This window comes from Deltaproteobacteria bacterium, from assembly GCA_016709225.1.
GTDB lineage: Bacteria > Myxococcota_A > Polyangia > Nannocystales > Nannocystaceae > Xiheibacterium > Xiheibacterium phototrophicum.
Map to the genome: position 1 here is coordinate 461,500 of JADJEE010000002.1, position 23,439 is coordinate 484,938.

Genomic DNA, 23,439 nt, shown 5'->3' on the forward strand with positions numbered 1-23,439 from the left:
GCCGAAGGCGCCGCCGCGGCTGCGCGCGCGGCCACGAAACACCGCGCTTCAATCCGCGGGCGTCACGACGCGATCGGCGACCGCACGGAGCCACGCGGCCGCGGCCGTGCATGCGTCGTCGTCGAGCGCGGCCACCCAGGCGAGGTGGTCGCGACCATCGTCGGCGTCGAGCGACAGCGGACACGGTACCGACGGCGCGAGCTCGATCGCGGGCAACGACGCGCCGCGCTCTCGTGCGAACGCGCGCGCCCGATCGATGCGCTCGGTGATCGCCTGCGCGATCGTGTGCAACGCAGCGTCGACGAGTTCGCGCGCGATCGCCGTGCGTGCACGGGCACGTCGGACCTCGCGGTACCACGTCGACAGTGCGACCAGCTGCGCGATGTACTCGAGGTTGCGCTGCAGTCGGGGTTGCAGCCCGTCGAGGAAGTGCGGCCGGCGCTCGAGCGACAGCGTCGGGGTCGGCTGCGAGACCAGCTTGCCGGCCGCGACATCGCGGCGCAGTACCTGCCCCGCAGCCGCGATCGCGCCGTACTCGACGCGTCGCGGCCCGATCATGCCGCCGGCACCACCGAGGAAGATCCGCGGCTGTCGCAGCAGCACGCCTGCGACCACGTCACCCACCAGCGACGGTGTGGCCTTGTCGCCGCTCGCGCCCCACGGCGTGAAGTTGAAGTGGATGAAACCGCTACCGACCTCGGAGTGATCGCGCCGCGAGGTGCCGCCGGCCATCAGCACGTCGCAGAAGTTGATGAGCGATCCCAGCGTCACGTGGGCGAGCAGGATCGTCTGCTTCAGGCCCACGGCGTGGGCGGTCGAGGCCCCCTCCTCGAGCAGCGTGCCGGGTCGCACGTGCGCGTTGGCGCCCAGCCGCGCGCCGTCCAGCAACACCGCGCCGTGTACGAAGCCGCTGTCCACGATCGCGCCCGGCCCGAGCACGGCGTCGTGGAGCGTCGCAGGCCCCTCGGCGCCGACCTCAGCCCCCGGCGCGACGAAGGTGCGTGCGCCGAGTAGTCGGGTGCCCGGCCACAGGCGCGCCCCGGCGTGCACCCGTGTGGGCACGACGTCGGGCGCGATCCAGAGCTGACGCGGATCGACGACCTCCACACCGCGCGCGATCAGGTCCGCGATGCGGGCGTCGAGCGCGAGGGTGGTGTCGCCGGCACTTCGATCCATCGACCGCCGGCAAGCATACCCCCAACCCCCAGCCCGAGCGGGTGGTTGCCGGTTCCCTTTTTCGCCCGGCTCTGGCACAACCGAAACGGCGCTCGAATCCGCGGTGAACGAGGAACAGACCGTCATCCGGCGGCGACTGCCGCCCCCCAGCAGTGACGAGCGCAACGCGTTCGTCATCGTGTTGAGTGGTCGCAGCGTCGGCAAGATGTTCAAGCTGCCGGCCGGCGAGGTCACGCTGGGCCGCTCGCTCGACGCCGACATCCGGCTCGAGGACGAGGGCGTGTCGCGGCTACACCTCAAGCTCCACCGCGACCCCGAGGGCAACGTCGAGCTCATCGATCTCGACTCCACCAACGGCAGCTACGTCAACAGCCAGCGCGTGCACCGACAGGACCTCGCCGACGGCGACCGCATCCAGCTCGGCTCGGTCACCATCTTGAAGTTCAGCTTCCAGGACTCCCTCGAGGAGCAGTTCCAGCAGCAGCTCTACGAGTCGGCCACCCGCGACCCGCTCACGCAGGCCTACAACAAGCGCTACTTCGACGAGCAGCTCGCCAAGGACTTCAGCCACGCGCAGCGCCACGAGCTCGAGCTGTCGCTCATCATCCTCGACGTCGATCACTTCAAGCGCGTCAACGACGAGCACGGTCACCCCGCCGGGGATCACGTGCTCCAGCGGCTGGCGGCGTGCATCATGGGTTCGCTGCGAACCGAGGACGCGTTCTGCCGCATCGGCGGTGAAGAGTTCGCGATCATCGCCCGCGATGCCACCATCCTCCACGGTACGCAGCTCGCGGAGCGGGTGCGTCGGTTGGTGGAGACCACCAAGTTCGTCTACGACGGCGAGACCCTGCCAGTGACCATCTCGGTCGGCGTGGCCAGCTACGACCCCGCGCAACACCCCGAGGCCACGGCGTTGGTCGAGGCCACCGATCGCCTGCTCTACGTCGCGAAGCGAGCGGGCCGCAATCGCGTCGCCACGCCGACCGCCGTGATCGAGCCGCCGGGCCTCGCACTGTGAGTCTGGGCTCGAGCGATGGCGACGCAAGGCTTTAGCAACGACGAGCTCCGCGAGGCCGCCGCCGAGGCCGGCATCTCGCCCGCCGAGCTACGAGACGCGCTGGCCGAGCGCGACGGTGGCCCCAAGACCACCGCCCTGGCGCGCCGACCGGGCACCGAGCTCGCGCTCGAGGGCGCGATCGCAGCTCCGCCGGCGCAGGCGCTCGCGCTGGTGCGTCAGAGCATCGAGCGACAGACCGGCCTCGGCGGGCATCACCAGGGTGATGCCCGCTTCGACATCGTCGACGACCGCAACGGACTCACGTACCGCGTCATGGTGCGCAGCGACGAGGCCAGCGGCGCGCTCGTGCGAGTCGACGTCGACGCGACCGCCGGCGCGCTGGCGCTGTCGGCCGGCGGCCTGGGCGGCGCCGCACTGTTGTCGGTCGTGATCGGTGTGCTGCTCGGCGCGCCGCTGTTGTGGCTCGGCGGCTTCGGTCTGGCGGCCGTGACCGGCATCCTGGTCGCAGCCCGCCTGGCCCGCGTCGCGCAGGCACGACGTCGCGCCGAGTCGATCGCCGCACAGGCGCTCGTCGACGCCGAGCACCGCTAGTACCTCGACACAGCGATAGTGATGGGTCAGAACGCCGTCATGGCCGCGACTCCGCAAGGCGCCGTGCCGCCGGAATACCGGGCGTATTTCAAGGTGCGGCAACGCAGCGAGGCGCGGTCAGGGCGGTGTTATGGCCCGTCACAATCGCTGTGTCGAGGTACTAGACGCGCCGCGCGACCAGCCACGCGAGCGACGACTCGACCGCCGCGACCAGCCCACGCCACCGCTGCGGCTGCGCGAGCAGGCCGCAGTTCAGCTCGAGCTCGATGCCGGCATAGCGCCGCGCGGGGAACTGCGTGCGCAGCCAGGTCGTGAGGCCATCGGCGGTGCCGCGGTAGGGATAGTTCGCGCGCACGCGCAGCGCCGGGCCCCGCAGCTGCGCCCGCCAGCGACGCGCGAGCGCGACCTCGAGGTCGCGCGAAGGGTCGTACAGCAGGCCGACCTCGGCGTTGCGAACCTGGCCGTGCAGCACCGGGGTGAACGAGTGCACCGCCACGTGCAGCACGCGGTCGTGGTCCGCCAGCAACGCGGCCACGCTTTCGCGAACGCGCGCGCGATGGGGCGCATGCCAGCGGGCGAGCAGCCGTGCGCGGGCCTCGGCGTCGAGCCCGTCGAGCCAGCTCGAGATCACCGCCGGGTGACGGGCGTTGCGGTTGAGGTCCACCACCAGCCGCGACACCGTCGCGGCGAACAGCGGTGCGCCGAAGCCACGCGCGAGTCGTCGTGCGACCGCCAGCGCGCCGGCATCGTAGCCGCGGTGACTCGCGAGTACCTCCGACGCCCGCGCGAAGTGGTGGCGCAGCGCGGTCGGCACGCGGTTGCCACCGTGCTCGCACGACAGCAGCAGCACCGGCGGCTCACGCACCCGTGAACGACTCCATGCGCTGCAGGCACGCCGCCAGCTCCCGCCACACCGCGTCGATGCGCGCGCGGGTCGGTGCGTCGCCGAGCGCACGCCGCAGCCGCCGGGCCAGCGGGCCCTGCTGCACGATCGTCTCGAGCGGCGCACGCAGCCGCGGATCCGCATCGGCTGCGGCCCAGCGCCGTCCGGCCAGCTCCGCCCACAGCTCGCGCAGGCCCAGCCGCGTCGCCGCGCAGCCCAGCGCGCGCAGCAGCGGCGCGTGCTCGACCACCGTCTCGTCGGCCTGCGACACCGCGGCGACGAACAGCTGCGCCAGCGCGTCGGTGTCGAGCGCTCGTAGCTCGGCGATCGACACCTCACGTTCCTCGACCAGGCCGCGCACGACCCACGCGACCAGATCGGTGATCGACAGGTCGGCGCCGGGGTGCTCCTGCAGATCGAGCACTCGGATCTCGATCGCGTCGCGGTCGAAGCGCGCGATGGCGCCACGGGAGTTCAACCACTCGTCTTGGAGCTCGCCTTCGGGATCGAACGGCGCGATGTCGCGATACATCGGCGCCAGGATCTCGCGCTCGTAGTCGGCGCGGGTCCACACCGGCTCGGGCACGACCTTGCCGATGATCGACGGGATGCGACGTTGGTTGCCGAGGTAGACCTGCAGCCGGGTGTCGAGCGCGCTGCCCAGCACGCCGTCACACATGGGCGAGCTCGCCGCCAGCCCCGGCAGCAGCGGCAGCACGGCCCGCACCGCCGCGTGCAGGCGACCGAACTCGTCGTCGCCCGCAAACGGCAGGTTGAGGTGCGTGCTCTGCAGGTTGACCCAACCATGGCCCGCGGTGCCGAACACACGGTCATAGGTGGCGTAGATGGGCTTGCCGTCGTGGGGCCACAGCCGTGCGGTCGCGGGGTCCAGCGTGGGGTGCATCGCGCCTGGCAGCGGCATCGCACCGTGCACCGCCAGCCGTCGCGTGAGCTCGGCGATGCCCTCGGCGAAGGCGTCCCAGGCCCCACCGATGTGCGGCGCCGGGCCGTTGGTCTTGAGCTCGATGACGTGCAGCGCCAGCTCGTTCGACCACGCCAGCGCACCGCGCTCGACTTGGTTCACCTGCGCGCCGGCGAGCTCGCGCAGCACCACGTCACAGATCGATGCGATCGACAGATCATGCGTGTGCACGATCATGAACTCCATCTCGATGCCGTAGCCCTCGAACAGGTGCAGCGTCACAGCAGCCTCCGGCGCTCTTCGATGCGCTTGCGGAACACCCGCATGATGGAGCGGTACAGCTCGTCCATCAGCAGGGCGTCCTCGACCCCGGCGTCGATGCTGGGGTTGTCGTTGACCTCGATCACCGAGTAGCGGCCGTCGTCGAACTCCTTGAGGTCGACGCCGTAGAGGCCATCGCCGATCAGGTTCGCCGCCTTGCACGCCGTCCGCAGCAGGCGCTTGGGCACCCGCTCGAGCGGCACCGCCTCCGATGGCCCCTCCTCGCTCCCGCCGGCACCCTCGCGATGGATGACCTGCCAGTGCTGACCGGCCATGAAGTACTTGCAGGCATAGATCGGCTGGCGGTCGAGCACGCCGATGCGCCAGTCGAACGCGGTCGGCGTGAACTCCTGCGCAATGACGAGGTCGGAGCGACCGAGCAGGCGATCGATCTGCGCGCGAAACTCCTCGGGCGACTCGGCCTTGCTGACGCCCTGCGAGAACGAGCTGTCGGGCTGCTTGAGGATGCAAGGCAGGCCCAGCTGCGACATCGCCTCGGTGACGTTGCCGCGGTGCACGATCATCGTGCGCGGCGCAGGGATGTCGTGCTGGTGCAGGAGCTCGGCGAGGAAGACCTTGTTGGTGCAGCGCAGGATCGACTCGGGGTCGTCGATCACCACCAGGCCCTCGGCCGCGGCCTTGCGCGAGAAGCGGAACGTGCGGTGGTTGACGCTGGTGGTGGCGCGGATGAAGAGCGCATCGAACTCGGCCAGACGCGTGTAGTCGTGCTTGCCGATGATCTCGACGTCGAAACCGAGCGACTCGGCGGCGCCGACGAACTTCTGCAGCGCCCGCTCGCACGACGGCGGCTGCGCCTCATCGGGGTCGGTCAGGATCGCGAGGTCGTAGGCGGTGGTCGCGGCGCGGGCGATCTTCACGTGGTGGCGGCGCCGGAAGTACTCGGTCGCGACCTCGGTGAGGAACTCGCGGTGCTCGGGCGGGACCTCGTGGGGCGCCAGCGCCTCGACCGAGGTGAGCTCCCAGCGCTTGTCACGGCTGTGGTAGGTGAACTCGCTGCGCAGCAGCGGCGCCGGGAAACGGCGAAACAACGCCTGCGCGAGCTTGGTGTGGCGTGCGGCGATGTTGTGCCCGAAGTACGCCGTCAGCACGAAGCGCTCGGACTGCAGCGGCTTGAGCGAGTGCTGGATGAGCTCTTCGATCTCGCCGTCGACGACGTTGACGATGGTCTTCGACTTGAGGTCCTGGATCGTGCCCGGGGTCGGGAACGGTCGCTGGCCGCGGGCCGCGGCCACCAACGACACGTAGTAGCCCAGCTTCTGATAGCGGTAGGAGCGACAGAGATTGAAGACCTTCGCGTCGCTGATCTCGACGTACTCGGGCCGCGTGAGGTATTCGCGCGCGAGCACCACCTTGGCGCCGGCGATGTCGATGGGCCAGTCGGCCAGGTCGCTGACGACGATGAGGATCGGCACGGCCCCTACGCCTCCATCGAGCCCGCCAACGGCTTGGGCGGACGCACCAGCAAGAGGTTGGCGTCGTAGGTCAGCACGCCCAGCAGAATCGCCGAGATCACCCGGTCGACGCTGGTTTGATAGTAGTGACCGTCGGACAACGGATTGGTGGCGTAGGGATCCGCGATCTCGATGGTGCCGCTGGCCTTGTCGTAGCCCGACAGCACCACGAAGTGGCCGACCGGATCACCGCGCACGTCGTCGGGCTCGTTGGTCGCGCCGATCTCACGGGCCTTGCCGTACAGGTACGTCGCCGACAAGCCGGTGAGGATCGGCCGGCCGCGCGAGAGGTATCGCCGCAGCATGCGGCCGTTCAGCTCCTGCATCCGCACCTCGCCGCCACGACGGAGGAACTCGAGGTACGCGTCGGTCGCCGCGTGGAGCTTCGGATCGTGCTTCGCCTCGCGTTGCCGCGTGAGCTTGTCGGCCAGGTCGACACCGTCGGCGAACCACGTCGGATCGAAGACTTGCAGGTTGTAGCTGAAGATCGTCGCGTCGAAGCCCCGCCGCAGCGCGTGGCAGCCCAACATCACCGCGAGCGTGCCACCGTCAGCGAGCATCGGCACCTCGGCCACCACCCGCTCGATCTCGATCGGATCGCCGTAGTAGCGGTAGACCGCGTGCAGCGCCGTGGGCCCGCAGGTGATGTCGTCGGGCTGCGGGAGGATCTCGAGCTCGAGCCGCGACTGCGGCGGCGTGGTGTGGGAGGCTGGCATTCGCGCGTCGGCCCCCGCGATTGTAGAGCATCGCCGCGCGTCCCTGATAGGCTGATCGCTCGTCTTTCGAGGGGCCCGAAGTGAACCAAGCCACCACGACCGCGAGCTTCGTGCGGGCCATGCCCAAGGTCGAGCTGCACTTGCACATCGAAGGCACGCTCGAGCCCGAGCTGATGTTCGAGCTGGCGCGTCGCAACGCGGTGAAGTTGCCGTGGCCCGACATCGCGCAGCTGCGCGCGGCCTACGACTTCCGTGATCTGCAGTCGTTCCTCGACGTGTACTACTGCGGTGCGCAGGTGCTGCTGCAGCCGCGCGACTTCGACGACCTGGCGTGGTCGTGGTGCCGCCGCGCGGCCGCCGATGGAGTCGTGCACGCCGAGATCTTCGTAGACCCGCAGACCCACACCGACCGGGGTGTCGCGCTCGAGGCCGTGCTCGAGGGGCTCGGTGAGGCGCTCGCACGCGCCGAACGCGAGCTGGGCATGACCACGGCCATCATCCCCTGCTTCCTGCGCCACCTGCCGCCCGAGGCCGCGGCCGCGTGCTACCGCGACTGCGCGCGCTTCGGTGATCGCTTCGTCGGCTTCGGGCTCGACTCGTCCGAGCGCGACCACCCCCCGGCCGCGTTCGCCGAGGTCTTCGCCCGCGTGCGCGCCGACGGCCACCGCGTGGTTGCCCACGCCGGCGAGGAGGGGCCGCCGTCGTACATCGAGCAGGCACTCGACATCCTCGGGGCGTCGCGCATCGATCACGGGGTCCGCTGCCTCGAGGATCCCGCGTTGGTGCGGCGGCTCGCCGACGCGGCCGTGCCGCTGACGGTCTGTCCGCTTTCGAACCTGCGCCTGCGCGTGGTCGATCGTCTCGAAGCGCACCCGCTGGCGCGCATGCTCGCGGCCGGCCTGTGCGCGAGCGTGCACTCGGACGATCCCGCGTACTTCGGCGGCACGATCGCGACCAACTTCGAGGCGGTGACGGCAGCATTGGCGCTCGATCGCAACCAACTGCGCGCGCTGGCGGACAACGCCGTCGCCGCGGCATTCGTCGATGCGACGCGCCGCGCCGCGCTCGCCGACGCCGTGGCGCGGCACTTCGACGCGGACCCGCTCACCACCTAAAGCGCGATCCGAGGCCGGTCGATGCCCGCGCCATGGGAGCAGCGGTGGACCAGCGCGGCCGTCGACAGATCGACCCCGGCCGCGTCCACGTGATCGAGGCCTCCGCCGCACCCGCCGACCCCGCCGAGCGGCAGCGTCGCGTCCGCGAGATCGCGCTGGCGCTGGGTCGCGCGGTCGAAGATCCCAAGTTCCGCCTGCCGTTGCTGCCGGAGACCGCCGCCGAGGCCCTGCAGCTGGCCAATGACCCCAGCACGCCGATGAATCGGCTCGAGCGCGTGGTCAGCAGAGACACCGCCCTCGCCGCGCGCATGCTCACGGTCGCGACCTCGCCCGCCTACGCCGGCACCGGGGTGCGCTCGCTGACCGCCGCGCTGCAGCGACTCGGCAGCGGAGCCGTGCGCGACATCCTCTACCAGGCGGTCATGGAGTGCCACGTGTTCCGCGGCAACGAGCGCGCGGTGCGGGCCGAACGCGAGCACGCGGTCGCGGTCGGTGCGATCGCTCGCAGTCTCAGCGGGGTGCTCGGCTTCGACCCGCAGTACACCTTCGTGTGCGGCTTGCTGCACGACCTCGGCCGCACCGCGATCCACACCCTGCGCGATCATGAACCGCTCGCGGGCGCGGCCGACATCCTCGACGAGATCGCCGAGATCGTGCACCCCAACCTCGGTGCACACATGGCCGCGCGCTGGAAGCTCCCGGCGCTCGTCATCGAGGGCGTGCGTCGGCACCATCGCTACCGCGACTTCGACGAGCAGGGCGGCTACTCGCAGATCGGTCACGTGCTCGCGGTCTCGAACCTGCTCGCGCATCGGCTCGGTCTCGGGCGCCCGCCCGCGCCCGAGACCGACGCCATGCTCGCGCCGATCTACGAGCTCGGACTCGATCCGGTCGCGAGCCTCGAGCTGGCGCAGGCCGCCGTGCGTGCGTGATCCCGTCGCTTGCCCGAGTCGGGCAAGGGCTTCCCGAGTGGAGCGAACGACCTCCCCGCCGACCTCCCCGCTCGCCCCAACCCACGCCGAACCCCACGAGAATTCCCCCACCGCCGCGCTGGCTCGCGCCGTGCTCTCGACACCCCCCGTGAACGTCGCTCGCCCCGCCCACCTCACGTGCTCGCTGCTCGCCGTGCTCGCGCTCGCGTCCAGCTGCGCACGCGCCGGCGAGGGCCGCACCGCCGACGCACCGCCGCTCCCCGCCGGTGCCCTCGAGCCCACCGCGGTCGCCGAGCCGAGTGCACGCGCCGTCGCTGCGGCGCCCCGCATCCCCGCACTCGCCGCGGCGACCCTCGCCGACGACGGCATCGAGCTGTTCGAGGCGCCGACGGTGGTGCAGCTCGACGGCTTCACCGACGTGTTCGCGGCGCCGCGGATCGACGCCGAGCGTCTCGGCGTGATCGCGATGGGCGAGCGGGTCGCCGCCCACGAGCCCGGCTCGACCGACGGCTGCGCGGCGGGCTGGCGCGCGATCGAGCCGATCGGCTTCATCTGCGCCGAGGTCACGCCCACGCGACTGGCCGCCAGCAGCACGGTGCTGCCCCGCCTACCCCGCGGCGCGGTGGTCCCTGGCACCTACGGCAAGCTCGATGCCGAGCGCACGCGCATCTACGACGCGCTCGATCGGGTCGCTGCCGGTGACGAAGGTCGCCGCCCAGACGCATCGCTCACCGTGCGTCGGCTCGCGCGGGTCAGCCATGGCGGTCGCAGCTACTGGCGCACACGTCACGGCTACGTGCCCGCCCAGCAGATCCGCAAGCTCGACAGCTCGCGCTTCCACGGCGTCGCGGTCGGCGACGACCTGGCCCAGCCGCGGGTGTGGGCGCGCTTCCGGGGTGACGACGGCAACATCGCGCTGCGCGCGTCCGCGAGCGCGGGCTCGAAGGTGGTCGCACGCATGAAGGCACGCCGCGATGGTCGCGTGCTCGAGACCAGCGACGACGGTCGCTTCGTCCGCGTCGCACTCGGCGATGGCGTGGAGGGCTGGGCCGCGCGCGACGACGTTCGCATCGCGCGACGCACCGCCGCGCCCGCCGACATCGGCGCCGACGAGCGCTGGCTCGACATCGACGTCGCCGAGCAGGTGCTGGTGGCGTACGTCGGCGCGCGCCCGGTCTACGCAACCCTGGTGTCGACCGGGCGTCGCACCCACGACACCCCGCTCGGCAGCTTCCGCATCGAACGAAAGCTGGCCGAGCGCACCATGAGCAGCCGGCCCGGCGACGACGACCCCTACGCGGTCGATCGCGTGCCGTGGACGTCGTACTTCATCGGCAGCTTCGCGCTGCACGCCGCGTACTGGCATGGCAGCTTCGGCGAGCGCAAGAGCCACGGCTGCGTGAACCTGGCGCCGATCGACGCGCGCCAGCTCTACGGCTGGACCGGCCCCGGCGTGCAGCCCGGGTGGAGCGAGACCTTCGCGACCGCCGAGCAGCCGGGCTCGTTGGTGCGCATCCACGACGGTGCTGCGATCGCGGACGGCACGCAGGTTGTGCTCGCCGCGACCGCCGACCTCGGCGAGGTCGAGGGCTAGCCACGCGCACGCCGAGCGGGGCTTCCAACCGCCCGTGGGGCGGCCAGCGTCAACGGGCCGCCTTGTCGGGATCGCTGCGATCGTAGGCGGCCAGCCGGCGGTAGAGGGTCTTGCGATCGACACCGAGCTTCTGCGCCGCGACCGACTTGTGACCGCCGACCGCCTCGACCGCCCAGCGGATGTAGCGGCGCTCGACTTCCTCGAGCGGCAGCACCTCGGTGGGGTCCTCGCCGCCGAGCACGACCCGGGCGGCACGGAAGGCCTGGATGCGCTCGGGCAGGTCGGCCACTACGATGCGGTCGAACGGCGTGAGTGCAACCGCTCGCTCGATGCAGTTCTGCAGCTCGCGCACATTGCCGGGCCACGCGTACGCCATGAGCTTGGCGGCCGCCTCGGCGGTCAGGCCGACGACGCCGCGACCGAGCGCGACCGCGTAGCGCTCCACGAATTGCTCGGCGAGCAACAGCACGTCGGCGCCCCGCTCGCGCAGCGGCGGTAGGTGCACGTTGAGCACGTTGATGCGGTAGAAGAGGTCTTCGCGGAAGCGTCGCTCGTCGACCGCGAGCTCGAGATCACGGTTGGTGGCGGTGATGAGTCGCGCCTCGAAGGGATACTCGACGTCGCTCCCGACTGGCCGCACCATGCGCTCCTGGATCGCGCGCAGCAGCTTGGGCTGCAGCTGCAGCGGCAGCTCGCCGATCTCATCGAGGAAGAGGGTGCCGTCGCCGGCCTGGCGGAACAGCCCCGGGCGCGGCGCGCCGGCATCGGTGAAGGCACCCTTCACGTGGCCGAAGAGCTCCGACTCGAGCAACGCCTCGGGCACTGCGGAGCAGTTGAGCGCGACGAAGGGCCGCGCGGCACGATGGCTGCGGCGGTGGATCTCCCGCGCGAGCAGTTCCTTGCCGGTGCCGCTCTCACCGGTCACGAGCACCGCCGTGTCCGTGATGGCCACGCGCTCGACGAGATCGTAGATGCGCCGCATCGCCACGCTGCCGCCGAGCATCGCGCCGACGTGCTGCCCGTCGCGGATCACGCGGCGGAGGCGGTGCAACTCCGTGCGCAGGGCGCGGTGCGACGCCGCGCGATCGAGGGTCAGCCGCAAGCCATCGATCTCGAACGGCTTGGTGACGAAGTCGTAGGCACCCACGCGGATCGCCGCGACCGCGGTCTCCAGGCTGCCGAACGCGGTGATGACCACGACCGGGAGATCCGGCCGGCACCCGACCATGCGCTCGCACAGCTCGAGCCCGCCCATGCCGCGCATGTTGAGATCCACGACGGCGACGTCGAAGTCGTCGGACTCCAGCAACGCCAGCGCGTCGACACCCGTGCGACGCCACGTCACGTCGATCGCACGCTTGGCCAGCGCGGCCGCGACCCACTCGCACAGGCTCTGCTCGTCGTCGACCAGCAACACCCGTGGGTTCATGCGGCGGCCTCCGTTGCGCGCGGCAAGTAGATGGTGAAGCAGCTGCCCTCGCCGGGCACGCTGCGGACATCGAGCCAACCGTCGTGGTCGCACACCACCCCGTGCGCCACCGGCAGGCCCAGACCGGTGCCCTCACCGATGTCCTTGGTGGTGAAGAACGGCTCGAAGATGTGCTCGACGGTCGCGGCGTCCATGCCGGTGCCGGTATCGGTCACGCGCAGGCATGCGTGGGGCCCTGGCCGCCCACCGTGGGCCGTGGGCGGCGTGGCAACGACGTCGTCGAGCGTGATCGTCACGCGGCCGCCCGCAGCCGTGGCATGGATCGCGTTGACCACGAGGTTGGACAGCGCCTGCTCGATCTGCAAGGCATCGACATCGACGTCGAGCGCGTGGTCGGTGGCGCGCACCACCGTCAATGCGACGCCGCGCTTGTCGGCCATCGGCATCAGCAGGCTCGTGGTGCGCCCGGCGAGCGCACCCAGATCGAGACGACGGCGCCGGCCCGGGGAGCGCCGCGCGAAGTCCAGCAGCGCGCGCATGATGATCGCGATGCGCTGGGTCTGCTCGACGACGATGCGCGCGTTGTCGACGGCTTCCGGGCCCTGGGCCTCGCCGCTGACGATCATCGCGCTGCGCCCGGCGGCGACCGCCAGCGGCGTGCCGATCTCGTGGGCCATGCCGGCGGCGAGCCGACCGACGGTGGCGAGTCGGTCGGCGTGGCGCAGCTGCTCGAGCGCGCCAGCGCGTGCGGCAGCCTCGGACGCGAGGTCCTCGCGGGCGCGCGCCAGGCGGTCGCACATGGCGTTCAGCTCCGAGGCGACCTCGCCGATCTCGTCGTGCTGCCGTAGCCGCAGCGGCCGCGCGAGGTCGCCGGTGGCGATGTGTCGCACCTTGCGGACGATGGCCCGCAGCGGCCGACCGATGAGCGCCATGCCGAGCACGAGCGCGACCGCGGCACTGGCCGCGAACGCGATCAGCATCGAGTAGGCGGTACGGTCGATGGAGTCCGACACGAAGCGGGCCCGCTTCGCGAGCGACTCGCGGGCCTCGATCGCGGTGTGTCCGAGGCGTCGGCTCTCGACCGGTGCGTAGGCCACCAGCGCCCCCGGATCCGCGGCGGCTGCGGGGATCCGCGCGAACACGGGCTCGCCGGCGAGCAAGCCCCCGAGCTGTGTCCGCGGCACGACCGGCGCGGCGAGCCCCTGACGATCGTCGTCGAGGCCGACCCAGCGCACCGTGAGATGGACCGCCCCCCGATCGGCGCGTTCGATGACGGCGCGGGCCGCCTCGACGCCGAGACCATCGACCATCGGCCCCAGGGCGTGGGACAGCGACGCCACGACGGCACCGACGTCGAGTCGCATGTCGTCGTCGAACTCGGCGACTTCGCCGCGCACCCGCACGTATCCACCCACGCTGAACACCACCAAGGTGGTGATCAAGAACGCGAGCAGGAACTTCGCGGTCAGCCGCATCCGTGCAGCAGCCTAGCGCCATCGCCCGCAGATGCAGCAGTCCACCTTCGCGTGGGTGTGTCGCTTCGATGCGTGCGCGCCCGCGGACGCATCGAGGACGTCGCCGTGGACCCGCGTCCGCCGCGAGCGCGCGCGCACGATCACAGCGGGCTTCCCCCGGCCGTCATGCCCCCGATGAGGGCCTGCACGGTCGCGCGCAGGTGATCGAGCTCGAACGGCTTCGCGAGGATTGCGTCGGCGCCGGCCCACAGCGCCTCGTGCTCCACTGCCGGGCTCCCGAACGCGGTGATGAGGATGTAGGGCAGGACCCAGTCCTCGCTCCGCAGCCAACGCAGCACGTCGATGCCGGTGAGCCCCGGCATGCGCAGGTCCGAAATCACCAGATCGAACGGCACCGCCTGGGTGTGCAGCAACATCTGATCGACCAGCGCGTCGAGCAGCGCGGAGCCGCTGTTGGCCTCGACGATGTCGTAGCCCTCGTAGCGAAGCACCCGTGCGATCAACCGCCGCATCTCGGTGTCGTCCTCGGCCACCAGGATCCGCTTGCGCGTGCGCCCGGCGGTGGCACCGGGGCGCCGCGCCGGGGTGTGCGAGGTCACCGCGTCGAACACGACAGCCCCCCTTCGCGCACCGACGGCACCGACGAAATCACGGCGCGCAGCGTGAGGCGGATGAAGCGAGCCGGCACGATGCGATCGGCACCGAGGCGCTCGGCCTCCTCGTAGACCCAGCCCTCCTCGGGCTCGACCACCGCGAGGATCACCAACGCGGGCGCGATCAGCCGCGCCGACTCGATCACCGACAGCCCCAGCCAGTAGGGCCGCGCCACCAACACGATGAAGACCTCGGCCGCCGCGGTGCCGTCGCGCCGCCGGGCCGCGTGCGCGGCCATGCTGCCGACCTCGTGGGCGACGACCTCGTAGCCCACACTGCGCAGCAGGTTGCCGAGGGCTTCCCTGCGCGGTTGCTCGGGCCAGGCCAACAGCGCCCGCCGCTGCTGTCCGTGGACGACTCCGACATGCTCTGCGATCACGCGCACCTCCCCTTCGTGGCGGCCTGCCAGAGCATCACGCGTGCCAAGCAGGTCTCGCGTGTCGCTGCGCGGCGGCGGTCCACACCACGGCACCCGAGCGCGACACCTGCCTGCCCCACGGGGCAGATTGGGGATCGATGGGTGACGCGATCAGAAGCGGCCGCGCAGGGTGAACGACACCCCTGTGGCGCAGCTGCGGGCCCGGCTCGTCGTCGACGCCCATCGCGTCGCGGGCGGAACGACACGGCCCGCCACGCAGCGTCACGCGAGCGCGAGCGCCCGCGCGATGCACCACATGCACGCGATCATCCCGAGGCCATGGCCGAACCACGCGCGTCCGTGCACCGGCACGCGGATGCCCGCGCGCACGAGGGCCACCTGCGCGAGCACGGCGAGCAGCACCAGCGAGACCTGGCCGAGCTCGATGCCGACGTTGAAGCCGACCAGCGCGGGGGCCAGGCGACCGTCGAGGCTGGCCACACCGCCCTCGGCGTCGAGCAGCGCGGTCGCGAAGCCGAGCCCGTGCAAGAGGCCCGCGAGCGCGGCCGCGAGCGCGAGCCGCCCGGCGCGTGGCCGCGCTCGCGCGACGGCGAGCTCGAACGCCACCGCCACGAGGCTGGCGGCGATGCCGAGCTCGGCCCACGCGACCGGGATGCGCAACCACCCCAGCGTCGCGGCGACGAGCGTGAGGCTGTGCCCGAGCGTGAAGGCCGTCAGCGCGGCGATCGTCGCCCGACGCGAGCGGGCCAACAGCATCAGCGCCAGCGCAAACGCGAGGTGATCGGCGCCGCGCCACAGGTGCGCCAGGCCCCGCGCGACGAAGCTCGCGAAGGTCGCGAGCGCCGAGGCGCGCGGCGGCACGTGTACCCGCGGCGCAGCGACGGTCGCGACGTCGCGCACGAGCGTGTCGCCGTCGAGCGAGACCGCCACCATCGCATCGGGGCCGCCGTCGACGAGCCCATCGATGTACACGTCGCCGTCGGCCAGCGACGCATCGCACGACCACCCCTGGGTCGTGCGCACGCGCGTGCCGTGCATGTGCCGTCGCGGCGGCCCGCGGCGTGCACACGATACGGAGATATCCACCCTCGGCACCGCCGTGAGCGCGAGCTCGTGATCGATCGTGATCTCCACCGCGCCATCGGTGTGGGCCTCGACGCGCACCCCGACCGGCGGCGGCCCATGGGCGGCGAGGTCGCGCGCCGTGGTGCCGAGCAGCACCACCGCGAGCGCGCTCGCGATCGTCGTGCCGCGCACCGCCGTCACGGCACCACCTCGATCGCCACCGTGCGGTCACGCTGGCGGCGCGCGAGTTCACGGCGCACCACCGCGTCGTGGCGCCGCGCCAGCACGCTCTGCAGCAGCGTCACGAGCCCGTGCGGCCACGGGCGCAGCGCGCCGCCGCTGCGCTCGCGCACCCGCACGCGGTGGCACCCGAGCGGCCCTCGCAGCGGATCGCTCCACTGGCCCGTCGGCACCGTCGCGAGCGCATCGGCGACTGCATCGCCGAGCCGCATGCGCACGCGCGGCAGCGCGTAGGCCACCTCGGGTCGCGGCCAGCCCCACGGCCACGGCAGCGCGTCGGCGCCCACGCTCGCGGCCGCTGCATCGTCGCACGCGACGCGCTCGCGATCGAAGCGCACGTGGATCGCACCGGTCTGCGCCTGCGGGTGCAAGGCCAGCTCGCGCAGCAGCTCGATCGCCCCCGGCGCATCGTCGGCCTCGCGACCGAGCGCGCGACGGGCCGCACCGAGCAGCCGTGCGCGTGCGATGGGATCGCGTCGGTGCAGCCCCATGTCGATCGCCGTCGCGATCGCATCCTCGGGCCCATCACCCTCGACCGCGGCGAGCAGGGCCGACAGCCGCCCACGCACGATCGCGTCGGTGTGCGGCCACCCGCGCGCCTCGGCGAGCTCGAGCAACAGCGCCTCGTCGATCGCCTGCGCGACGGCGGGCGCGTCGGCGCCGTCGCGCACCTCGACCCGCAGCGACGGCCCGTCGCCGAGCCACCGGTCCGCCACGAAGCACAGCGCACCGCCGACCGCGAACCGCAGCAACACCAACGCGCTGCGACCAGGCGCGCTCACGGCAGGTACCACACCGGTGAGCTCCAGGCCCGCTCCTGCTGGGTGGCCGGCTGATCGCAACAGCCCTCGAAGCCCGCGCCGATCGTCGCCGGATCGTCGCAGACGACCGCGGCGGCCACACACGCGTAGGTCTGCCAACGGCAACTCGGCACCTCGAGCACGCGCGCGTAGTAGAAGGCTGGCACCGCGGGATCGAAGTCGTCGTCGATCCACGCGTTGCACAGCGCATCGGCACCGCCGGCGAGCGGCGCACACGTGCCGGGGTCGACCCCGCCGACGCCGGCGCTACCGGCCACGTCGATCACGCGGAAGCTGGCCTGCCCCCCGACCAGCGAGCCCTTCACGATCTGGATTCGCTCGAGCGCGGCCCCGGGCGCAGCCGCAGTGCCGACATCGCGCAGCGCCGAGATCAGCAGGCGTGGCGGTCCCGCCAGCGGCGCCTGCAGCACGCCGCCCATCGGCACCCCGCGCGCGTACCCGGCCCCGACGAGGTCCGCGGCGTCGCACAGGGCCGCGTCGAGATCGGTGCCGGCGAACAGCCGCAGCTCGATGCGTGGGCCGCTGGTGGCGTAGACCTCACGGCGCCGCATCGCGGCGAACAGCGCCTCGCGCGAGTTCTCCTCCGCCCAGATCACCGTGAGCCCGCCGGGATTGAACCACGGACGATCGGGCAGGCCCGCGGGCAGGCCATCGCGGACGGTCAGACCCGCGCCGCCGTGACCGATGAAGCTGCGCTCGTCGACCGCACCCGGCGTGCCCAGGTGGGTGTCGGTGCTGGCGACGAAGCCGTACGCGAACGGGTTCACGCCCAGGCTGGCGAACAGCTCCAGCCCGCGGCCCAGCGCGTGGCGCACGAAGTCGGACTCGACCAACGGATCGGGCGCGCCGCCCAGGGTCGCGGAGCTCAGCTTCGCGTAGGGCATGATCTCGAAGTTGCACTGCTCGTCGGCGCTGGCGCTGCCGGGCAGGCACTCGGAGGCGCCCTTGTGCTGGAACACCTCGACCAGCGGCTCGAGCTCGGCCCGCGAGCGCGCGTAGGCGGCATCGAACGGCGCGCCGCTGCCGTCGACGGTCTCGAACATCAACCCCGAGCTGAGGTTCGAGTTGTGCGGGATCGTCAGCACGTCGCAGTCGTCGCCGCGAGCGAGGCAATCGTCGCGCAGCCGCTGCCACAGCTGCTCTTCACGGCCGACGTCGAAGTAGCCGGCCGGCCGCGCCGGCACGTGGTGGTTGCGGAAGATGACGTTGCGGTGCAGGTTGAGCGCGCCCGGCGAGCCCGACCACTCGTAGGCCACGAACGAGGTGAAGCTGCAGTCCTCGCTGCGATCGTAGGCTTGCTCGGCGGCGGTGCGGATCTCGTCCCACGCCGCGGTCGCGCTGTCGGGGCAGCCACCGGCCGCGTCGGCGCACGGCGGCGGCGTGCTGGCGCTGCCGGGCTGCTGCGTCAGGTAGGCGTTCAGGCCCAGGAACGCCTGATCGGGATCGTCGCGGTAGCCCTTGCACGCGGGTGTGTCGTACTCGGGTGCGTCGGGCTGCGTGCAACCCTCGACCACACCGAGGAACTCCGCATGATCGGTGAGGGCCACGAAGTCGAGTGGCCGCTCGAGCTGGATCGTCCGCAGGGGCGCACCGGCGGCGTCATGGGGCTGCACGCCGATCGCCTCGCCGCGGGCGAAGCGGTAGGCATCGGCGACCGCCACGCGATTGCCCTGCAGGTTGGCGTCCAGCGACAGCGACGTGTGCACGTGCAGATCGCCGAAGAACGCCAGCCGCTGCGGATCGAACTGTCGACAGCGACCGAGCACCTCGGGCGGAGGATCATAGGGGCTCGTGGGGGGCCCGTCGGCGCACGCGAGCGCCAGCGATCCCGCCATGAGCGCGACGAAGCGGCCGCGGTGGAGCATGCGTCTCGTGGGGGCCGGCAGGATCGCAAAGACCGCGGGCCCCGACCACCCGCGCGCTGGCCAGCCCCTCGCGCGTGGTTGGCTCCGCCCATGATTCCGGGGCCTTGGCCGCGCCCGCGCGGGAAACCGCAGGCCGCCAGATCGGATCGCTGGGGCCGCGCGTTGGGCCCTTCGCCATCGGAGGCCCCATGCGCGCTGCGACCCGACTCTGTCTTCCCCTGCTCACGCTCGCATTGTCGCTCGTCGCCGTGCCCGGCGACGCCGATGCCCGCAGCACGCGACGCGGGCCGGTGCAGGTCGAGCCGCCCGTGCACACCGGCGTGCACGTGAGCATCGAAGCCCCCGAGGGCAGCGGCTTCACGACCGTCGGTCATCGCGGGCAGACCTTCGTCGCGGGGGAACTCGGTGAGCGCTACGTCGTGCGCATCGTCAACGACGCACCGACCCGCGTCGAGGTGGTGGTTTCCGTCGACGGTCGTGACGTGATCTCCGGCAAGCTCGGCGACTTCCGCAAGCAACGCGGCTACGTCGTCGAGCCGTTCGGCGAGGTCGTGATCGATGGCTTCCGCCGCTCGCTCAGCGAGGTCGCGAGCTTTCGCTTCAGCGGCGTCGGCGACAGCTACACCGCGCGGCGCGGGACCCCGCAGCACGCCGGGGTCATCGGCGTCGCGGTGTTCGGCGAGCGTGCCTCGGCGGTGACACGACCGTGGGCGGCGACCGACTCGGCGCGCGCCGACAAGGACACTGCGCGGCGCGACGTGGCCCCGCGAACGAGCCCCGCACCCGATCGAGGCGCCGGCTCGGCGCGCAGCAAGTCGCCACGCGCGCAGCGAGAGCTCGGCACCGAGTTCGGTGAGGATCGCTTCTCGCCGGTCGTCGAGGTCCCGTTCACGCGCCGCAACGCCAGCACGCCCGATCAGAAGCTGACCGTCTTCTATGACTCGGCCGCGGGCCTGCGCGCCCGCGGTGTGCCGATCGATCCGGTGTTCGTCGACGGCTGGCGCGGCGATCCCCAGCCGTGGCCGTCGGCCGATCGCGAGGGTCGTTTCGCGCCGCCACCCCCACCGCGGCGGTGGGAGTGAGCGCCGCGGCGCTACTGGCCCTGCGGCTGCTGGCACCGGCGCAGGGCCAGATCTTCGGCGCGCTGCCACAGCTGCCCGCCGGTGAGACCGTGCGCGTCGACGATCTGGTCGCCGCGCTGCGCGAGATCGCGGACGCCCAGCGCGACGACCCCGACGTGCAGGCCGACTGGGCGGCCTTGGTCGAGCGCCACGGCCTGCGCGACGACGACGACGCCCGTCGCGAGTACGCGCGCGTGCGCCTGCTGTTCGAGTCCACCCGCGACGGCGGCCTGTGGAACCTGCACTGGGACATCACCAACCGGGCGCCGAACTCCGACGCGATCTGGGCGCAGTGGCGCGCGCACGACGACTACGATGGACGTGTCGCCTCTGCGACCGCCGAGTGCGACGAGCTGAGTGCCCTGTTCGCGCACCTCGCCCATCGCATGGGCGTGCGCCACGTCGGCTTGCTGTGGCCGGTGTGGAACCACGTCGTCGCGGTGTGGACCGTGCCGGGTGAGCACGGCGACGTGCGCATCGTCGTACCCACGTCGCAGATCATGCTCGACGACGAGCAGACCCTCGGCACCACCGAGTTCGATCCCATGCGTCAGCGCCGAATCTACGACTACCGTCGCCGTGACGCCGCCGACGGCCTGCGGCTGCCGCGGGCGTTGGCAGCGGACTTCGTGCTGCGCAGCTGGTACGACGGCGGTCGACCGGCCGCGACCCTCCAGCGCGATCGCACCGCCCGCTCGGCACGACTCTAGCGGCTGGCTCGGTCGCAGCGCGGCGAGCTCAACGGGCTAGCAGCGAGGCATCGATCGCGTCGATGCGCGGGCACCCGCACAGCGCCATCGCGAGGTCGAACTCGTGGTGGAGCTGTCGCAGCGCCGCGACCACCGCCCGCTCGCCGCCCCTGGCCAAGGCCCACAGGATCGGCCGCCCGAGCTGCACCGCGTCGGCGCCGCGCGCCAGCGCCTTGAGCACGTCGGTGCCGCGACGGATGCCGCCGTCGACCAGCACCGCCACGCGGTCGCCGACGGCGGCGCGCACCGCTGGCAGCGCGTCGAAGGTGGCGATCGCACCATCGAGCTGCCGACCGCCGTGGTTCGACACCACGATGCCGGCCACCCCGGCCGCTGCGGCCTGCCCGGCGTCGTCGGCCCGCAGCACGCCCTTGAGCACGATCGGTAGCGTGGTGATGCTACGCAGCCATTCGAGGTCGCGCCACGACAGCGACGGATCGACCAGCGCCGCGAAGTAGTCGCCCAGGTGCGCGGCATCGACATCGCCATCGGCCCGCACGTTGGGCGCGCGAAAGCCCGCCGGCAGACCGACGCCGTGGGCGTGGTCGCGCTCGCGCAGGCCCAGCAGCGGCGCATCGACGGTCACGACCAGCGCGCGTACGCCGGCTTGCTGCACGCGCGCCACCAGCTCCGCGGTCGCGCCCCGATCGCGGTAGACGTAGAGCTGGAACCACAGCGCATCGCTGCACGCGCGCGCGACCGCCTCGATGGGCGTGGTCGAGAGCGTCGAGCACACCATGGTGATGCCACACGACGCGGCCGCGCGCGCCGTCGCCAGCTCGGCGTCGCGATGCACGAGGGCATGCATGGCGGTGGGTGCGATCAGCCACGGTGCGGACATCGACTGCCCGAGCAGCTCGATCGCCGCATCGCGGGTCGCAACGTCGACCAGCACGCGCGGCAACAGGGCCACACGCTCGTACGCCGCGCAGTTCTCGGCGACCGTGCGCTCGTCGGCCGCGCCACCGGCGATGTACGCGAAGACCTCGGGTGGCAGGCACGCACGCGCGAGGACCTCGAGCCGGCGCAGGTTGAGCGGGCCCTCGCGGGTCGCGTCACGGATGCTGTCGTTCGTGGCCATACGCGACCATCAGCGTGCCGTCGTCCCCGCTGCGGGTGCAAGCGAGCACGTCGCGACGACGGCCGCGTGGATCGTCGGACCCACGGCCGTGCCCCGCCGCGAAGCTGTCGCCGGATGGCCTGCCCAAGTCGATCATGGTGCGGCCGCGGCGATCCCTTCACGCTTGGCGTCGCGGGCCACTCGCTGATACCGTCGTCGCTCGAGCAAGGTGGCGTGGTCACGGTGATGGCGATCTGGACGGTGGCCGCGGCGCGCGTGGGCCTCATCGCGATGTTCGTGGGTCCGCCCAAGCTGCCGCCGATGCCCGGGCAGAACACCGAGGCGCCGCCGCCGGCGAGCTCGGCCCCGGCGCCCGCGCCGACGCCGGTGTCGAAGTTGCCGCGCGCGAGCACGGCGGCACCGACGACCACCACCACGGCCGCCGCCGCCCCGGGCACCGGCCCGGGCACGACGACGAGCGCGGAGGAACGACCCGCGGTGACGCTCCCCGACGATCCTGGCGGGCCCGATCCTGCGGGCGCGAAGGTCGAACCGCCCCAGCCGGAGCTCACCGGCCCGCCGCCGTCCCCCGCCCAGGGCAAGCCGCTGCGTGGCGGAAGCGGGGCCTCGCCTGCGATGGGTGCGAGGCTACCGTCGGACGAGGACGAGGCGCCCGCACGGAAGCTACCGCCACCGCTGCGACCGCCCTATGGCGGCGTGGGCCTGTTCGCCGCCGCGGGTGCAACCTTCCTCGTCGCGCTCACCGAGCAGATCGCCGCGCACCTCATCGTCAAGAAGCGCTGCATCGAGCCGGTCGCAGCGCAGGCGAAGATGACCGACCCGTTCGACAGCCAAACCGACGCCGAGCAGCTCGGCAATGCGGTGCTGGCCTGCGCGCCGGGGATCTTGCCGGTGGTCGCCCTGCGCGTGAACTCCGACCTCGCGCTCGCCGCGACGATCGGGCTGGCGACCGCCGGTGCCGTACTCCGCGGCGAGCGTGATGCCTACGACGACGCGTTCGCCTCGCGCAAGCGCGCGAAGATCTCGGCCCTGCGCGGCGCCGGCATCGGGCTGCTGGCGGGCGGCGCGGTGGTCTGGATCACGCTGAGCCCGGCGTCATGGGGCGTGCTGGCGAAGTGCACCACGGCCCGCTGCGCCGCCGCGGCGCGGGCGATGTCCTTCTCCACGCGCGACGTCGGTGCGGTGCTGGTCGCCGCCGGCGTCGCGATCGTCGGCTATGCCGAGGGCTACCGCCGCCACCACGAACGCTTCACCCGCGAGCGCGCGATGCTGTGGGCGCCGATGATCGGCCGCGGCTTTGCCGGCGTCTCGCTGTCCTCGCGGTTCTAGCCGCGCCCGCGACGACGCCGGGCGCGTGATAGGATGCTCGACGATGCATCCCTGTCACAGCTGCCACCGTCACGTCCGCGTCGATGCGCATGTGTGCCCGTTCTGCAGCGCTGCGCTGCGCCGCGAGGCGGCACCGTTGCCGATGCTCGCCGGCCTGCTGCTGGGCCTGTCGATGATGAGCTGCGGCGGCGAGAAGGGTGACACCGGCGCGACCGTCACCGACAGCTCGAACAGCACCGGCAGCACCGGCAGCACCGGGCTGTCGACCACCAACGACGACGACTCGCAGGGCGTCGCGGCCTACGGCGACCCCGGCGGCTTCGACACCAGCGTGTCGATCAGCGACTCGAGCAACGAGGACGCGACCGCCGAGGGGAGCACCGGCAACGACAGCAGCTCGGGTACGGGTTCGGGCTCGGGCAGCAGCTCGGGCAGCTCGGGCTCGGGCAGCAGCTCGGGCTCGGGCAGCAGCAGCTCCGGGGGCTGAC

General features: G+C 72.1%; 21 protein-coding genes. 9 read left to right on the top strand and 12 right to left on the bottom strand.

The window, feature by feature from the left end; genetic code table 11:
• Nucleotides 1-48: 48 nt before the first annotated feature.
• Nucleotides 49-1,176: a UDP-N-acetylglucosamine pyrophosphorylase gene (locus IPH07_16150; protein ID MBK6918926.1), complete on the bottom strand. Its 1,128-nt coding sequence runs from the start codon at nucleotides 1,174-1,176 to the stop codon at nucleotides 49-51.
• A 103-nt stretch (nucleotides 1,177-1,279) separates the two neighbouring features.
• On the opposite strand from IPH07_16150, the gene IPH07_16155 reads away from it, so the two are divergent.
• Both IPH07_16155 and IPH07_16160 read left to right on the top strand, forming a co-directional pair.
• A complete protein-coding gene (locus IPH07_16155; GenBank protein MBK6918927.1) occupies nucleotides 1,280-2,197 on the top strand; it encodes a diguanylate cyclase in 918 nt (305 codons plus the stop codon).
• 15 nt (nucleotides 2,198-2,212) lie between these two features.
• The gene (locus tag IPH07_16160) at nucleotides 2,213-2,788 is read left to right on the top strand and encodes a hypothetical protein (protein MBK6918928.1); all 576 of its coding nucleotides are present in this window, start codon (nucleotides 2,213-2,215) and stop codon (nucleotides 2,786-2,788) included.
• 160 nt (nucleotides 2,789-2,948) lie between these two features.
• On the opposite strand, the gene IPH07_16165 is transcribed toward IPH07_16160, so the two are convergent.
• The 3 genes from IPH07_16165 to IPH07_16175 form a co-directional block, all read right to left on the bottom strand.
• Entirely contained in the window at nucleotides 2,949-3,815 is an 867-nt protein-coding gene (locus IPH07_16165; GenBank protein MBK6918929.1) for an N-formylglutamate amidohydrolase, read from the bottom strand.
• 1,056 nt (nucleotides 3,816-4,871) lie between these two features.
• The gene (locus IPH07_16170; GenBank protein MBK6918930.1) at nucleotides 4,872-6,347 is read right to left on the bottom strand and encodes a RimK family protein; all 1,476 of its coding nucleotides are present in this window, start codon (nucleotides 6,345-6,347) and stop codon (nucleotides 4,872-4,874) included.
• 5 nt (nucleotides 6,348-6,352) lie between these two features.
• Nucleotides 6,353-7,102, bottom strand: coding sequence for a hypothetical protein (locus IPH07_16175; protein MBK6918931.1), 750 nt, complete (start codon nucleotides 7,100-7,102; stop codon nucleotides 6,353-6,355).
• A 119-nt stretch (nucleotides 7,103-7,221) separates the two neighbouring features.
• On the opposite strand from IPH07_16175, the gene IPH07_16180 reads away from it, so the two are divergent.
• The 3 genes from IPH07_16180 to IPH07_16190 all read left to right on the top strand — a co-directional run bounded on the left by IPH07_16180 (nucleotide 7,222) and on the right by IPH07_16190 (nucleotide 10,743).
• Nucleotides 7,222-8,217, top strand: coding sequence for an adenosine deaminase (locus IPH07_16180; GenBank protein ID MBK6918932.1), 996 nt, complete (start codon nucleotides 7,222-7,224; stop codon nucleotides 8,215-8,217).
• Between the two features lie 44 nt (nucleotides 8,218-8,261).
• Entirely contained in the window at nucleotides 8,262-9,149 is an 888-nt protein-coding gene (locus IPH07_16185; GenBank protein ID MBK6918933.1) for an HDOD domain-containing protein, read from the top strand.
• Between the two features lie 148 nt (nucleotides 9,150-9,297).
• Nucleotides 9,298-10,743 carry a L,D-transpeptidase family protein gene (locus tag IPH07_16190; GenBank protein ID MBK6918934.1) on the top strand — a complete coding sequence of 482 codons (1,446 nt, stop codon included), beginning with the start codon at nucleotides 9,298-9,300 and terminating at the stop codon, nucleotides 10,741-10,743.
• A 49-nt stretch (nucleotides 10,744-10,792) separates the two neighbouring features.
• Here IPH07_16190 and IPH07_16195 read toward each other — a convergent pair whose 3' ends face one another.
• The 7 genes from IPH07_16195 to IPH07_16225 all read right to left on the bottom strand — a co-directional run bounded on the left by IPH07_16195 (nucleotide 10,793) and on the right by IPH07_16225 (nucleotide 18,671).
• Nucleotides 10,793-12,172 carry a sigma-54-dependent Fis family transcriptional regulator gene (locus IPH07_16195; protein MBK6918935.1) on the bottom strand — a complete coding sequence of 460 codons (1,380 nt, stop codon included), beginning with the start codon at nucleotides 12,170-12,172 and terminating at the stop codon, nucleotides 10,793-10,795.
• The gene (locus tag IPH07_16200) at nucleotides 12,169-13,647 is read right to left on the bottom strand and encodes a HAMP domain-containing histidine kinase (protein ID MBK6918936.1); all 1,479 of its coding nucleotides are present in this window, start codon (nucleotides 13,645-13,647) and stop codon (nucleotides 12,169-12,171) included. The genes IPH07_16195 and IPH07_16200 overlap by 4 nt, the downstream gene beginning before the upstream one ends.
• Before the next feature lie 140 nt (nucleotides 13,648-13,787).
• Nucleotides 13,788-14,183 carry a response regulator gene (locus tag IPH07_16205; GenBank protein MBK6918937.1) on the bottom strand — a complete coding sequence of 132 codons (396 nt, stop codon included), beginning with the start codon at nucleotides 14,181-14,183 and terminating at the stop codon, nucleotides 13,788-13,790.
• Nucleotides 14,184-14,242: 59 nt separating this feature from the next.
• Nucleotides 14,243-14,680 carry a hypothetical protein gene (locus IPH07_16210; GenBank protein ID MBK6918938.1) on the bottom strand — a complete coding sequence of 146 codons (438 nt, stop codon included), beginning with the start codon at nucleotides 14,678-14,680 and terminating at the stop codon, nucleotides 14,243-14,245.
• A 261-nt stretch (nucleotides 14,681-14,941) separates the two neighbouring features.
• The gene (locus tag IPH07_16215) at nucleotides 14,942-15,946 is read right to left on the bottom strand and encodes a HupE/UreJ family protein (protein MBK6918939.1); all 1,005 of its coding nucleotides are present in this window, start codon (nucleotides 15,944-15,946) and stop codon (nucleotides 14,942-14,944) included.
• The gene (locus IPH07_16220; GenBank protein MBK6918940.1) at nucleotides 15,943-16,767 is read right to left on the bottom strand and encodes a peptidyl-prolyl cis-trans isomerase; all 825 of its coding nucleotides are present in this window, start codon (nucleotides 16,765-16,767) and stop codon (nucleotides 15,943-15,945) included. The genes IPH07_16215 and IPH07_16220 overlap by 4 nt, the downstream gene beginning before the upstream one ends.
• Nucleotides 16,764-18,671, bottom strand: a complete 1,908-nt coding sequence (locus IPH07_16225) for a DUF3604 domain-containing protein (GenBank protein MBK6918941.1) — start codon at nucleotides 18,669-18,671, stop codon at nucleotides 16,764-16,766. The genes IPH07_16220 and IPH07_16225 overlap by 4 nt, the downstream gene beginning before the upstream one ends.
• A 188-nt stretch (nucleotides 18,672-18,859) precedes the next feature.
• On the opposite strand from IPH07_16225, the gene IPH07_16230 reads away from it, so the two are divergent.
• The gene (locus IPH07_16230) at nucleotides 18,860-19,753 is read left to right on the top strand and encodes a hypothetical protein (GenBank protein ID MBK6918942.1); all 894 of its coding nucleotides are present in this window, start codon (nucleotides 18,860-18,862) and stop codon (nucleotides 19,751-19,753) included.
• Nucleotides 19,744-20,502, top strand: coding sequence for a hypothetical protein (locus IPH07_16235; protein MBK6918943.1), 759 nt, complete (start codon nucleotides 19,744-19,746; stop codon nucleotides 20,500-20,502). Before IPH07_16230 ends, IPH07_16235 begins: the two co-directional genes overlap by 10 nt.
• A 28-nt stretch (nucleotides 20,503-20,530) precedes the next feature.
• Here IPH07_16235 and IPH07_16240 read toward each other — a convergent pair whose 3' ends face one another.
• Nucleotides 20,531-21,622: an alpha-hydroxy-acid oxidizing protein gene (locus IPH07_16240; GenBank protein MBK6918944.1), complete on the bottom strand. Its 1,092-nt coding sequence runs from the start codon at nucleotides 21,620-21,622 to the stop codon at nucleotides 20,531-20,533.
• Between the two features lie 114 nt (nucleotides 21,623-21,736).
• On the opposite strand from IPH07_16240, the gene IPH07_16245 reads away from it, so the two are divergent.
• Both IPH07_16245 and IPH07_16250 read left to right on the top strand, forming a co-directional pair.
• Nucleotides 21,737-22,951: a hypothetical protein gene (locus IPH07_16245; protein ID MBK6918945.1), complete on the top strand. Its 1,215-nt coding sequence runs from the start codon at nucleotides 21,737-21,739 to the stop codon at nucleotides 22,949-22,951.
• A gap of 43 nt (nucleotides 22,952-22,994) precedes the next feature.
• Nucleotides 22,995-23,438, top strand: coding sequence for a hypothetical protein (locus IPH07_16250; protein ID MBK6918946.1), 444 nt, complete (start codon nucleotides 22,995-22,997; stop codon nucleotides 23,436-23,438).
• Nucleotide 23,439 lies beyond the last annotated feature (1 nt).